Origin of the sequence: Streptomyces sp. NPDC051921 (assembly GCF_040680975.1) — a bacterium.
Taxonomy (GTDB): domain Bacteria; phylum Actinomycetota; class Actinomycetes; order Streptomycetales; family Streptomycetaceae; genus Streptomyces.
Window position 1 is genome coordinate 26,257 of record NZ_JBFAXU010000036.1, and the last position, 13,060, is coordinate 39,316.

Annotated in this window: 11 protein-coding genes and 1 pseudogene; 6 read left to right on the plus strand and 6 right to left on the minus strand. The window is 74.1% G+C overall.

Features of this window, described 5'->3' with window-relative positions:
* Positions 1 to 66: 66 nt before the first annotated feature.
* Positions 67 to 1,005 carry a LysR family transcriptional regulator gene (locus AB0M16_RS33795; protein WP_365349896.1) on the minus strand — a complete coding sequence of 313 codons (939 nt, stop codon included), beginning with the start codon at positions 1,003 to 1,005 and terminating at the stop codon, positions 67 to 69.
* A 70-nt stretch (positions 1,006 to 1,075) separates the two neighbouring features.
* Between AB0M16_RS33795 and AB0M16_RS33800 the strand changes: the two genes are divergently transcribed.
* The gene (locus tag AB0M16_RS33800) at positions 1,076 to 2,221 is read left to right on the plus strand and encodes a TDT family transporter (RefSeq protein ID WP_365349898.1); all 1,146 of its coding nucleotides are present in this window, start codon (positions 1,076 to 1,078) and stop codon (positions 2,219 to 2,221) included.
* On the opposite strand, the gene AB0M16_RS33805 is transcribed toward AB0M16_RS33800, so the two are convergent.
* From AB0M16_RS33805 to AB0M16_RS33820, 4 genes and pseudogenes are all read right to left on the minus strand, one after another.
* Entirely contained in the window at positions 2,160 to 2,870 is a 711-nt protein-coding gene (locus tag AB0M16_RS33805; protein WP_365349900.1) for a helical backbone metal receptor, read from the minus strand. The genes AB0M16_RS33800 and AB0M16_RS33805 overlap by 62 nt on opposite strands.
* Before the next feature lie 10 nt (positions 2,871 to 2,880).
* On the minus strand, positions 2,881 to 3,432 hold the full coding sequence (locus AB0M16_RS33810; RefSeq protein ID WP_365349902.1) for a helix-turn-helix domain-containing protein: 552 nt from the start codon (positions 3,430 to 3,432) through the stop codon (positions 2,881 to 2,883).
* A gap of 209 nt (positions 3,433 to 3,641) precedes the next feature.
* Positions 3,642 to 5,450, minus strand: a complete 1,809-nt coding sequence (locus tag AB0M16_RS33815) for an ABC transporter permease/substrate binding protein (protein ID WP_365349904.1) — start codon at positions 5,448 to 5,450, stop codon at positions 3,642 to 3,644.
* Positions 5,451 to 5,730: 280 nt separating this feature from the next.
* Positions 5,731 to 6,762, minus strand: a pseudogene (locus AB0M16_RS33820) (betaine/proline/choline family ABC transporter ATP-binding protein); the annotation flags it as partial.
* Positions 6,763 to 7,032: 270 nt separating this feature from the next.
* Between AB0M16_RS33820 and AB0M16_RS33825 the strand changes: the two are divergent.
* Complete coding sequence (locus tag AB0M16_RS33825; RefSeq protein ID WP_365349964.1) at positions 7,033 to 7,938, plus strand: 5'-3' exonuclease; 906 nt, start codon at positions 7,033 to 7,035, stop codon at positions 7,936 to 7,938.
* Between the two features lie 214 nt (positions 7,939 to 8,152).
* Positions 8,153 to 8,989, plus strand: coding sequence for a siderophore-interacting protein (locus AB0M16_RS33830; RefSeq protein ID WP_365349906.1), 837 nt, complete (start codon positions 8,153 to 8,155; stop codon positions 8,987 to 8,989).
* 683 nt (positions 8,990 to 9,672) lie between these two features.
* On the opposite strand, the gene AB0M16_RS33835 is transcribed toward AB0M16_RS33830, so the two are convergent.
* Positions 9,673 to 10,314: a MerR family transcriptional regulator gene (locus AB0M16_RS33835; RefSeq protein ID WP_365349908.1), complete on the minus strand. Its 642-nt coding sequence runs from the start codon at positions 10,312 to 10,314 to the stop codon at positions 9,673 to 9,675.
* Positions 10,315 to 10,570: 256 nt separating this feature from the next.
* On the opposite strand from AB0M16_RS33835, the gene AB0M16_RS33840 reads away from it, so the two are divergent.
* From AB0M16_RS33840 to AB0M16_RS33850, 3 genes are all read left to right on the plus strand, one after another.
* Positions 10,571 to 11,464 carry a hypothetical protein gene (locus AB0M16_RS33840; protein ID WP_365349966.1) on the plus strand — a complete coding sequence of 298 codons (894 nt, stop codon included), beginning with the start codon at positions 10,571 to 10,573 and terminating at the stop codon, positions 11,462 to 11,464.
* Entirely contained in the window at positions 11,461 to 11,907 is a 447-nt protein-coding gene (locus tag AB0M16_RS33845) for an ABA4-like family protein (RefSeq protein WP_365349910.1), read from the plus strand. The genes AB0M16_RS33840 and AB0M16_RS33845 overlap by 4 nt, the downstream gene beginning before the upstream one ends.
* A 108-nt stretch (positions 11,908 to 12,015) precedes the next feature.
* Complete coding sequence (locus AB0M16_RS33850) at positions 12,016 to 12,972, plus strand: ADP-ribosylglycohydrolase family protein (protein ID WP_365349912.1); 957 nt, start codon at positions 12,016 to 12,018, stop codon at positions 12,970 to 12,972.
* Positions 12,973 to 13,060 lie beyond the last annotated feature (88 nt).

Here is a 13,060-nt window from a genome sequence, read left to right on the forward strand (position 1 = left end):
GCCCGGTGCCGGGGCCCCGCGGGCCCGGTGCCGGGCGGGGGACTCACGCCGGAAGGGAGCGCCCCCTCACCCCGTCGGCCGCGCCCGGGTCAGCGTCAGCAGGTCGCGTGCGGGGCCGGTCGGACGGTGGCCCGTCGGCCAGACGGCTCGCAGGTCCCGGCGGAGCGGTACGCCGTCCACCGGGACGGCGACCAGCCGTCGCGAGGCGAGTTCCTCGGCGACGGCGAGCTCGCTCAGGACCGCCGGGCCGGCGCCGCTGACCGCGGCCGCCTTCACGGCCGTGGTGGAGGCGAGTTCGAGGAGGGGGCGGGCCAGTCCGCCGTAGGCCGCCAGCGCCGCGTCGAGCACCTGGCGGGTGCCCGACCCCCGCTCGCGCAGGACCAGCGGCGTGACCGCGAGCTCAGCCGGGTCGACCGGGCGGCCGCGCCGGGCCCACGGGTGCGAGGGGGCGGTGACGACCGCGAGGCGGTCGTGGGCGACGACCGCCCCGTCGAGGCCGTCCGGGACGGCGAGGCCCTCCACGAAGCCCAGGTCCGCCTCGCCCGCGAGCAGCCGCTCGGCGACGGCCGCGGAGTTGCCGGCCTGGAGGGAGACGGCGGTGTCGGGGCGCTCCGCGCGCAGCGCGATGAGCCACCCGGGCAGCAGGTACTCGGCGATCGTCATGGAAGCCGCCACCCGCAGCCGGGAGTCCCGCCGTCCGCGCAGCGCCTGCACACCGGCGTCGAAGGCCTCCGCCGCCTCCACGATCCGCCGCGCCCAGTCGGTGACGAGCGCCCCCGCGTCGGTGAGCCGGGACCCGCGCGGGGACCGGTCCACCAGGGCCACCCCCAGCTGGCGTTCCATGGAGCGGATGCGGCTGCTCGCGGCGGGCTGGGTGATGCCGACCTCGCGTGCGGCGCGGCCGAGACTGCCGTGCCGGGCGACGGCGAGGAGCAGTTCGAGCGCGCCGAGGTCGGGGACCCGGTGCGAGAGCAGGCCGGGAAGCTCGGTCGGACGAGAACTCATAACGCCAGCTTATGACCTCATAGCAACGTCGTCCCTGGTGGGGGCACTGATCGCGCGCGACTCTGAGGTCATGGCAACCCTCGCACCTTCTCGGTCGGTCCCCGGCGTCACCACCCCCGACGCCCGGTGGACCTCGGTCCGACACCTCGGACCCAACTGGTACGCGTCGGTGATGGGCACCGCGATCGTCGGCACCGCGGGTGCGACGCTCCCGGTCGACGTCCCGGGGCTGCGCGCCGCCTGCACCGTCCTCTGGGTCCTGTCCCTCGCGATGCTGCTGGCGCTGCTCACCGCCCGCGCCCTGCACTGGACGCACCACCGCGACCAGGCCCGTGCCCACCTCCTCGACCCCGCGGTCGCCCCCTTCTACGGCTGCCTGTCCATGGCCCTGCTCGCCGTGGGCGGCGGCGCGCTGGTGGTCGGCCAGGACTGGATCGGCCTCCCCGCCGCGCTCGCCCTCGACACCGTCCTGTTCACCGCCGGCACGCTGATCGGTCTGACGGCCGCGGTGGCGATCCCGTACCTGATGGTGGCCCGCCACCGCATCGAGGGCGCGACCCCCGTCTGGCTGCTGCCGGTCGTCGCTCCGATGGTCTCCGCCGCGCTGGGCCCGCTGCTCGTCCCCCATCTCCCCGCGGGCCAGCCCCAGGAGACCCTCCTGATCGCCTGCTACGCGATGTTCGGCGTCAGCCTGCTCGCGACCCTGGTGATGCTGCCCCTGGTCTTCGGCCGCCTGGTCACCCACGGCCCGTTGCCCCTGGCCCTCACTCCCACCCTGTTCCTGGTGCTCGGCCCGCTCGGCCAGTCGACGACCGCCGCGAACAAGTTCGCCGACGCCGCACCTGGTGTGCTGCCGGCCCCGTACGCCCATGCCTTCGCCGCCTTCGCGGTGCTCTACGGGGTCCCCGTGATCGGCTTCGCCCTCCTGTGGCTGGCGTTCGCCGGCGCCCTCGTCGTCCGGGCGCGCCGCCGGGGCATGGGCTTCGCGATGACCTTCTGGGCCTTCACCTTCCCGGTCGGCACCTGCGTCACCGGCGCCGAGGGCCTGGCCCAGCACACCGGTCTCACGGCCTTCCGCTGGCTGGCGGTCGGGCTGTACGCGCTGCTCGTCGCGGCCTGGCTGGTGGCGGCCGGTCACACACTGCGCGGACTGTTCAGCGGAGTGCTGCTCGCAGCACCCGGGGCGCCTCGGCCAGGGACGGCCCGTACCAGGTGAGGTGACGTCCGTCGACGAGCGCCACGGCGGCCCCGGGGAACGCCTCGGGGCCGTCGTCGGGCGTGAAGCGGTACGGCTCGTCCGGCAGCACGACCAGGTCGGGCCCGGCGGCCCGGAGCTCGTCGAGCGGGATGCGCGGGTAGCGCTCGGGGTGGGCGGCGTACACGTTGCGCACCCCGAGCCTCGCGAGCAGGTCGCCGGCGAAGGTGTCGCGCCCGAGCACCATCCAGGGGCGGCGCCAGATCGGGACGACGGCGGTGCGCGGCGGCCCGTCGGTGCTCACCGCGCCCCACGCGGCCTCGGCCGCGTCGAGCCACGCCGGCCGGCTCCGTACGCCGCAGGCCGCGAGGACCCGGTCGAGCTCGGCGAAGGCCTGGTCGAGGGTGCGGATCTCGGTGACGAGCACGTCGAGTCCGGCGGCCCGCAGCGCGTCCAGGTCGGGCCCCCGGTTCTCCTCCTCATTGGCGATCACCAGATCGGGGCACAGCCCGGCCACGGCGTCGACGTCGGGGTTCTTGGTCCCGCCGATCCGTACGACCTCGCCGGGATCGGCGGGGTGGGTGCACCAGTCGGTGACCCCGACCAGCACACCGGGGGCGGTGACGGCGACGGCCTCGGTCAGCGACGGCACCAGCGAGACGACCCTCATGCCGCCGCCCTCACGTCTCGGCGGCCTCGATGTGGTCCGCGACGGACACGAACACGAGCCGTGTCCCGGCCGCGGTGGCCCGCCAGCGGTGCCGCACCCCACCGGAGAGGTACAGCGTGTCGCCGCGTTCGAGACGGTAGGCGCGCCCCTCGGCCTCGACCTCGGCGGCGCCGTCGGCGACGTACAGCAACTCGTCGTTGCGGTGCAGGAATTCCCGTCCGGCGTCCTGCTCGCCGGTGGCCTCCAGGGCCTGCAGCTGGTGCCGGCCGCGGACCAGCGGCCGTACGCCCGGGGGCATGTCCCACAGCTCCTCGTCGGAGCGCACGACGTCGACGGTCCGTGCGGCCTCGGCCGCGGCGAGCAGCTCGGCGGCGGTGGTCTCCAGGGCTCCGGCGACGAGCTGGAGGGAGCGGTCGCTGGGGCGGGCCCGCTCGTTCTCGATCTGGCTGAGGAAGGGCACGGACAGGCCGCTGCGCTGGGCGACGACGGCCAGGGTGAGCTGCAGCGCCCGGCGGCGCCTCTTGACGGCCGCGCCCACGCGCAGCGACTCCTTGTCGTCCATGTCGGCCCCCTCCCTCGTGTCACTCGCGGTCTCGTACTGGTCGGTTACCTGAACCTTACGCAGCTTTGGGTCGGGGTTTCGCGTCGTGGCGAAAAGGGGTGGTCGCCGAACACGTTCGGCGACCACCCCTTTTCGGACAGCAGTCGATGTGCGGGGCGTCGATCGCCCCGCGGAGCCGGCGACGGACCGCCGCGGCTCCGCACACGGGTCTACTGCGGGGCGAGCCGCTCCGCGACGCCCGGGTTCCGGTCGAGCCAGGTGCGGACGGCCTCCTGCTCCTTGCCCTTTCCGGTCTCCTGGATGACCGCCTCCAGGCCGGTGAGCTCCTGCTCGCTCAGCTTGAAGTTCTTCAGCCAGGCGCCGACCTCGGGGTTCTCCGCGGCGAAGCCCTTGCGGGCCAGCGTGTGCACGCCGTCGCCCTTGCCCCAGCTGCCCTTCGGGTCCTGGAGCTTCTTGAGGTCGTACGTGGAGTAGGCCCAGTGCGGCGACCAGAGGGTGACGACGATCGGCTCCTTCTTGTCGTACGCGCGCTTGAGTTCGGCCAGCATGCCGGGCGTGGAGCCGTCGACGACCTGGTACTCGCCCTCCAGGCCGTAGTCCTTGAGGACCTTGTCCTTGAGGATGCCCATCATTCCGGCGCTCGGCTCGATGCCGACGATGCGGCCCTTGACCTTCCCCGCCTTCCCCTTGAGGTCGGCGAGGGTGTTCACGTCCTTCATGTAGGACGGGACGGAGAGCTCCAGGGAGGTGGGGCCGTACCAGGAACCGAGGTCCTCCAGCTTGTTGCGGTACTTCTCCCAGTACTGGGCGTGGGTGACGGGCAGCCAGGAATCCGTCTGGAAGTCGATCTGGCCGCCGGCGAGTCCGGTGTAGAGGGCGCCGGCCTCCAGCTGCTTGGTGTCGACCTCGTAGCCGCGGCGCTCCAGGAGCTCCTTCCAGAGGAAGGTGGAGGCGATGCCCTCGTCCCACGGGATGTAGCCGAGGCTGATCTTCTTGCCGTGGCCGGTGTTCGGCCCGGAGGCCGTGGTGGAGGCGCCGCCGGTGCCGCCGAGGAAACCCATGCCGCCGGCGACCAGCGCCAGGACGACAACGCCGACGAGCGCGGTGACGGGCTGCGGGCGGTGGCCCCAGATCTTCGCGCCGGTTCGCGCGACGCTCGCGGCGCGCGCCTTGGCGGCGGCGCGGCGGCCGAGCGGCGAGACCTGACGGCCCAGGGCACCGGTCATCCGGTCGAGGTACATGGCGAGGATGACGATGGAGATGCCCGCCTCGAAGCCGAGGCCGATGTCGACGTTGCCGATGGCACGGTAGACGGCGCCGCCGAGCCCGCCGCCGCCGACCATGCCGGCGATGACGACCATGGACAGGCCGAGCATGATCACCTGGTTGACGCCGGCCATGATCGTGGGCAGGGCGAGCGGCAGCTGGACGCGCAGCAGGGTGTTGCGCGGGGTGGTGCCGAAGGCCTCGGCGGCCTCGACGAGTTCGCCGTCGACCTGCCGGATGCCGAGCTCGGTCATGCGGACGCCGGGCGGCAGGGCGAAGACGATGGTCGCGATGATGCCGGGGACCACGCCCACGCCGAAGAAGATGATGCCGGGGATGAGGTAGACCATCGCCGGCATGGTCTGCATGAAGTCCAGGACCGGTCGCAGCACGGCGCTGACGGTCTTGGAGCGGGCCGCCCAGATGCCGAGCGGTACGGCGATCACGAGCGTGACGAGGGTGGCGACCAGCACCAGCGACAGGGTCGCCATGGCCTCGTCCCACAGTTCGACGGAGTCGACCAGCGCGAACGCGGCGAAGGCGACGACGCCGGTGGCGAGGCCGCGCAGCCACCAGGCGAGCACGGCGAGGATGCCGGCGAAGAGCAGCGGCTGCGGAGCGGAGAGGACGGCGTCGATGCCGTCGTAGAGGCCGGTGACGACGGTGCTGACGGCGTCGAAGAGCCACGACAGCTCGCTCTGCAGCCAGTCGACGCTGCTGTCGACCCACTGGCCGAGGGGGATCCTAGGCACGGGCGGTCACCTCCTCGGCACCGGAGCGGTCGTCACCGACGGCCGCGGCGGTCCCGTCGTTCTCGTTCGGGGCGACGGCCCCGGCCTCGCCTTCCGCGCCGACGGTTCCGGCCTTCTCGCCGCGAGCGACGACTTCGGCCTTCTCGCCGGGGGCGACGGCTCCGGCCCTCTCGCCGGGGGCGACGGCTTCGGCCTTCTCGCCGGGGGCGACGGCTCCGGCCCTCTCGCCGGGGGCGACGGCACGGCTCTTCCCGCCCGGGCTGACGTCCGCGTCGAGTCCGCCCATGACGCCGAGCAGGCGGTCCTGGGCGACGACGCCCAGGACCCGGCCGGCGGCATCGGCGACGGTCACCGGATGGAGGGAGCGCGCGGAGACGGCGCACAGCTCGGCCAGCGGCGTCTGCGGAGCGACGGTCTCGCAGCCGCAGCCCGGCGGGCAGTCCTCGGGGGCGACCGCGCCGGCCGTCATGACGGCCTCGGCGGTGAGCACCCGGGTGCGGTCGACGTCCTGGATGAAGGAGGCGACGTAGTCGTTGGCGGGGCGCACCAGGATGTCCTCGGCGGTGCCGAGCTGGACGATCCGGCCGTCGCGCATGACGGCGATGCGGTCGCCGAGGCGCATGGCCTCGTTGAGGTCGTGGGTGATGAAGACGATGGTCTTCTTCAGCTTCTGCTGCAGCACGAGCAGCTGGTCCTGCATGTCACGGCGGATCAGCGGGTCGAGTGCGCTGAACGACTCGTCCATGAGGAGCAGGTCGGCGTCGGTGGCGAGCGCGCGGGCGAGGCCGACGCGCTGCTGCATGCCACCGGAGAGCTCGTCCGGCCAGGACTTCTCCCAGCCGGCGAGCCCGCACAGCTCCAGGGCCTCGGCGGCGCGCTGCTCGCGCTCGGCGCGCGGGACGCCCTGGACCTCCAGGCCGTAGGCGGCGTTCTCGAGGACGCTGCGGTGCGGGAAGAGCGCGAAGTGCTGGAAGACCATGCTGATCTTCTTCGACCGGACGTCGCGCAGCTCGCGCGGGGCGAGGGCGGTGAGGTCGCGGCCGTCGAAGAGGACCCGGCCCGCGGTGGGGGCGAGGAGGCCGTTGAGCATGCGCAGGAGGGTGGACTTGCCCGACCCGGACAGACCCATGACGACGAAGATCTGGCCGGGTTCGACGGTGAAGGACGCGTCGATCACGGCCGCCGTGGTGCCTTCGGCGCGCAGGGCCTCGCGGTCGACCGCGTTCTCGCCCTCCGCGGCGAGTTCACGGACTGCTTCGTCGGGTCGTCTGCCGAACACCTTGTACAAGTGGTCGGCCTGGAGCCTGGACACATACACCTCACGGGTAGCAACGAAAAACGGCCCGCCACCCCCGCAGCAGCCGGGCCGTGGAGCGGGGCGGGATCTGCCCGCGCGCCCGTCGCGTACGTGACCCGTCGGGGTCCGGATCTGCGCCCGGCCCGTCGGATCCCGTACCGGGTCCGCTCCGGGCTCGCGCCTGCCCTGGCCCCTGGGGTGCAAACGCGAAGGTGACCGGTGTCACGCCTGGTGGGGGGTGTTGTCGGTGCGGTGCGGCATGATCGGGGTGTGACGCGACGCCTGATGCTCCTCGACACCGCCAGCCTCTACTTCCGCGCGTACTTCGGCGTGCCGGACTCGGTCCGGGCGCCGGACGGGACGCCGGTGAACGCCGTGCGCGGGCTGCTCGACTTCATCGGCCGGCTGGTCCAGGACCACCGGCCGGACGACCTGGTGGCCTGCTGGGACGACGACTGGCGCCCGCAGTGGCGGGTGGACCTGATCCCCTCGTACAAGGCGCACCGGGTGGCCGTGGAGACGCCGGTGGGTCCGGACGTGGAGGAGGTCCCGGACACGCTGTCGCCGCAGGTCCCGGTGATCGTGGAGGTGCTGGACGCGCTGGGGGTCGCCCGCGTCGGGGCGGCCGGGTTCGAGGCGGACGACGTGATCGGCACGCTGACGGAGCGGGCGGCGGGTCCGGTGGACATCGTCACCGGCGACCGGGACCTCTTCCAGCTGGTGGACGACGGGCGCGGGGTGCGGGTGCTGTATCCGCGCAAGGGCGTGGGCGACTGCGACCTGGTGGACGAGAAGCTGATCCGGGAGAAGTACGGGGTGCGGGCCGACCAGTACGCGGACTTCGCGGCGCTGCGCGGGGACACGAGCGACGGGCTGCCCGGCGTGAAGGGCATCGGCGAGAAGACGGCGGCGCAGCTGATCACGGAGTACGGGGACCTGGCGGGCGTGCGGGCGGCGGCGGTCGACCGGACGTCGAAGCTGACCCCGGCCAAGCGGCGCGGGATCGTGGAGGCGGCGGAGTACCTGGACGTGGCGCCGACGGTGGTGCGGGTGGCCCGGGACGCGCCGCTGCCGGACTTCTCCGCAGCGCTGCCGTCGGCACCGCGGGACCCGGAGGCGCTGGCGGGCCTGGTGGAGCGGTGGGGCCTGGGCGGAGCGGTGGGACGACTGCTGCCGGTGCTGCGGGGCTGAGGCGGGGCCGAGGGCGGGGCGGCCGGGCCGCCCTGCCGTCCGGACCCCACGGTCCCTCCTCCGGGCCGAAGGTCCCTCTGGGCCGACGCTCCCTCCGGCCCCGACGTCCCTGTGCGTACACGGTCCCTGTGCGTCCACGATCCCTCTGGGCCCGGGACCTTCGGGGATGCTAACTTAGGCAAACCTAAGTAATCACCCGGAACGGGAGACCGTCGTGGCAGAACAGCCCGCACGCAAGGCACCGAGGGCCCACGAGGCCCAGGTGGTACGCACGGAGCGGATCACCCCGCACATGGTGCGTCTGGTGCTCGGCGGCCCCGGGCTCGACGCCTTCGAGGTCGGCACGTACACCGACCACTACGTGAAGCTGCTCTTCGCGGCGGAGGGCGTGAGCTATCCGGAGCCCTTCGACATGGAGCGGATCCGGGCCGAGTTCCCGCGCGAGCAGTGGCCGACGACCCGGACGTACACGGTGCGCGCCTGGGACCCGGTGCACCGCGAGCTGACGGTCGACTTCGTGGTCCACGGCGACGAGGGCCTGGCCGGCCCGTGGGCGGCGCGGGCGCAGGCGGGCGACACCGTGCGCTTCCTCGGCCCGGGTGGCGGCTACGCCCCGGACGAGGCCGCGGACTGGCACCTCCTGGTCGGCGACGAGAGCGCGCTGCCGGCCGTCGCGGCCGCGCTGGAGCGGCTGCCGGCGGGCGCGACGGTGCGCGCCTTCGTGGAGGTCCCGGACACGTCCGAGGAGCAGAAGTTCGCGACGGCGCCCGGGGTGGACGTCACCTGGCTGCACCGCGGCGCCCGCCCGGTGGGCGAGGCGCTGGTCGAGGCGGTCCGCGCCCTCGACTTCCCGGCCGGGGACGTGCACGCCTTCGTCCACGGCGAGGCCGGCTTCGTGAAGGAGCTCCGCAGCCACCTGCGCCTGGACCGCGCGATCCCGCGCGAGCGCCTCTCGATCTCGGGCTACTGGCGCCTGGGCAAGACGGACGAGGCCTGGCGCGCGATCAAGCGCGAGTGGAACGAGCAGGTGGAGCGCGAGCAGGAGGCCTGACGCGCGCAGCACGACGACGCCGAGGGGCGGGAGCCGACCGACTCCCGCCCCTCGGGCGTTCCGGCCCCCGGGACCACGGACCCCGTCACGCGGGACCACCCCCGACCTGACGACCCGACAACCGGCCACCCGACTCCCCCGCCGCCCCGCCGCACGGAGGCGGGCCAAGGCCCGTGGCGCCCGCCCGACCGGGCCACCGTCGACCTGCCGGAGCGCCGCCGCACGGCGACCAAACCCGGCCCGTGACGCCCGACCGACCGGCCCACCGTCGACCTGCCGGAGCGCCGCCGCCCCGAACTCAGACGTCCGGCCCCCGGCACCCAGCGGCTCCCGGGCCCCGCTCCAGAGCAGGCCCGCCCCCAGACGCCTGACGGCTCGACACCCCCCTGCCCCCGCATCCACCGCCGCCCTGGGCGCGCCGCCGTCCCGGCACACACCCACCACGCCGCCCACGCCCTCGACGCCCTGACGGCCGGGCACGTCGCCGCCCTGACGGTCCGCCGCCCCGGCGGTCCGGCGCACCGACCGCCCGGCGCACCACCGCCCCAGCGGTCCGGCACACCACCGCCCCGGCAACGGTCCGTCGCACCGAGGGCCCGGCAACGGCCCGGCGCACCACCAGGTCCGCGCCTCGGTCTTGCGCGTTCCAGGGCAGCGCCTCGACGGTCAAGGGCGATCCGGGGTCAGCGCTCCTCGCCGAAGATCTTGACCGAGGCGTCGGCGTGGGCGAGGCGGCGGAGGGCGCCGAGCATCGCGTCGCCGAGGACGATGCCGACGACGACGCTCTCGACGAGCTCCTCGCGGACGACATTGCGGGCCACGTACTCGAGGTCTGTGCGCGCCACGCTCTCCGCCGCTTCGGCGTAGGCGTCCAGCACCTCGACGAAGCCGCCGTGGCCGACGTTCTCCAGGGCGGAGAGGGCGACCGCGAGGGCCTCGGCGGCCGGGCCGCGGGAGTCGGTGTGCCAGCCGCGGCGGTCGATCAGGTCGGCGACCGCCGCGCGGGCGGCGACGAGGGCCTCCCCCGGCTCGTCGCCCGCACCCTCGTAGCGCGGCACCACGTTGTCGGCGACCGCGCCGAGCATGCCGTGCAGCGGGCGCTCGCTGTCGTCGACCGCCGCGACGACCTCGCGGAGGCCCGCGACGGAGAGGCCGCCGACATCGAGCAGGGCGCGGATGAGGCGGAGCCGCCGTACGTGCGCCTCCTCGTACGAGGCCTGGTTCGGGCTCGTCAACCGGCCTGCCGGCAGCAGCCCTTCGCGTACGTAGTACTTGATCGTCGGCACGGACACTCCGGTCCTGCGACTCAACTCTCCGATGCGCACCGCTTGTTCACCTTCCCGGTCACCATCCGACCTCGCTTCGGTCTTGCCGACCGCCCCTCCATCATAGATAGTGGCACTATCAGATAGCAGGAAGTGCCACTATCCATTCCGCGCTCATGCGCATCCCACGGGGGGATCACTCATGTCCTCGGCACACACGGCACCCTCAGCGCCCTCCACGGCCTCGGTGCCCGCGGCGCTCTCGGCACCACAGCTCCGCACGCTCCACCGGCCCCTGGTCTGGTTCGTCGCCTCGATGGGGGCCCTGGCGCTCGTCTCCATCGGCGGGCTCGTCCTCGACGACCGGATCCTGGTCGGCGCGCCGATCTGGGCCAAGCCCTTCAAGTTCTCGGTCTCGTTCATCGCGTACGGGCTCACGCTCGCCTGGATGCTCTCCCTGCTCCCGACCGCCCGCGGCCGCCGCGTCGGCTGGTGGGCCGGAACGATCCTCACGGTGGCCAGCCTCATCGAGATGGCGCTGATCACCCTGCAGGTGATCCGGGGCGAGCAGAGCCACTTCAACAACGGGACGCCCTTCGACGCGGCCGTCTTCCAGGTCATGGGTGCGACGGTCGTCGTCCTCTGGCTGGCGGCCCTGGCGATCGCCGTCCTGCTGCTGCGGGCCCGCATCCTGGACCGGGCGACGGCCTGGGCGGTACGGCTCTCGTCGGTCATCGCACTGGCCGGCGCGGCGGTCGGTTTCGTCATGGTGCCGCCCACCCCGGAGCAGCTCGCGGTGGAGGACCCGGCCGTGGTCGGCGCACACAGCGTCGGCGTCCCCGACGGCGGGCCGGGCATCCCGCTCCTCGGCTGGTCCACGACCGGCGGCGACCTGCGCATCGCGCACTTCTTCGGCATGCACGCGCTCCAGCTCGTCCCGCTGCTCCTGCTCGTCCTCGCCGCCCTCGCCCCGCGCTACGCCCGGCTCGCCGACGACCGCGTCCGGCTCCGCCTGGTCCTGACCGCGTCCGCCTCGTACGCCGCGACCTTCGTCCTCGTCGCCTGGCAGGCCCTGCGCGGCCAGCCGCTCCTCTCCCCGGACGCCCTCACCCTCGCCGCCGCCGGTGCCCTCGCGATCGTCACGGTCACGGCCACGGCGCTGGCCCTCCGCACCCCCGCACCCACCGCACGACAGGAGCTCGCCGCATGACCGGCTTCCTCTTCGAGTTCACCTTCTTCCTCGCGGCGCCGGTCTGGCTCCTGATGATCTTCGCGCCGGGTCGCGGCATCACGGACCGCGTGGCCGCCTCGCCCCTGACCGTCCTGCCGGTCCTGGCGGTCTACCTGGTCCTCGCGGTCCCGGTCCTGCCGGAACTCTGGACGGCCGTCAGCGCTCCGGACATCGACACCTTCCGCGACCTCACCGCGCTCGCGAACGGCGCGGGGGCGGTCTGGGCCCAAGTCATCGCCTGGGACCTGCTGCTCGGCCAGTGGATGTACCGCGAGTCCCGCCGCCTGGCCCTCTCCCCCTTCCTCATGGGCCCCCTGCTCGTCCTCACGATCCTCCTCTCCCCCTTCGCCCTGCTCGTGTTCCTGCCGATCCGCGCGGCCCGCTCCGCAAAGGGCGTGCGTCCCGCACCGGTCGAGTCCTAGGGTCGCGAAGGGGGAGCCTTCCCTTCTCGGCCCGGCCCGGCCCGGGCCCGCCCGGGCCGACGGCCGGACCATGGGCAGGGAATCCTTCGAGCGACGGGTGGACGGAAAGTGCTGAGCCCCTTCGAAGACCGCGCCGTCGGTGCCGTGCTGGGATCCGCCGTCGGGGACGCGCTCGGGGCGCCGTTCGAGTTCGGGCTGCCGGGGGCGTTCCGGGAGCGGTTCGCGGACGGGGCCGGCGAGATGTGCGGGGGCGGCGGGTGGGATCCCGGTGAGGCCACGGACGACACGCAGATGGGTGTGCTCGTCGGGGAGTCGCTCCTCGAACGCGGCGGGCTCGATCTGCCGGACGTCTTCGCCCGGTTCCGGCGCTGGGCCGCGGCGGACCCCAAGGACATCGGGCTCACGACCGAGGCCGTGCTGCTCGGCGGCGACCCCTGGAACCTGGCCTCCGCCTTGCACTTCCAGCTCAACGGCCGCGGCGCGGGGAACGGTTCGCTGATGCGGGCTGCCACCTCGGCCGTGTACTACGCCCCCGTCGGCCGCGTGGCCACCATGGCCGCGGCCCGGCGGATCGCCGCGCTCACCCACGGGGACGCCGCCGCCTGGGAGGGCACGGCCGTCCTCCACGAGCTCGTACGTGTCGCCCTGCTCCGCGACGACCCGCTCGCCGCCGTTCCCGCCGTGCTCGGCGAGGGGGCGGCGGCACACCGGGAGCGGTGGGCCGTCGTCCTCGCGCCCGACTGGCGCCCGGAGGACGCCACCGAGTTCAACGGCGCCGTCTGGCCGTGCCTCGGCTCCGCCCTGTGGGCGCTGCGCACCACTTCCTCCTTCGAGGCGGCCCTCGCCGCCGCGATCGACCTGGGCGGCGACACCGATACCGTCGCCGCCGTCGCGGGCATCCTCGCCGGGGCCGTCCACGGCCGCGGCGCGATCCCGGCCCGCTGGACGGCCGCCCTGCACGTGCCGCTGCCGGGCTTCGACGGCCGGGTGCTGCGGGCCGACGACCTGCGCCGGCTCGCGCTGGCCCTGGCCCGGTCGGGCCAGGACGCCGCCGCGGAAGGCTGAAGGAGAAACGTCTGACCGGCACGGGCGAGCCACAGGCGGCCGGTCGACCGAGCGGGCTGGGCCCGTCCCTTGCCCGTCCCTGCCCCAC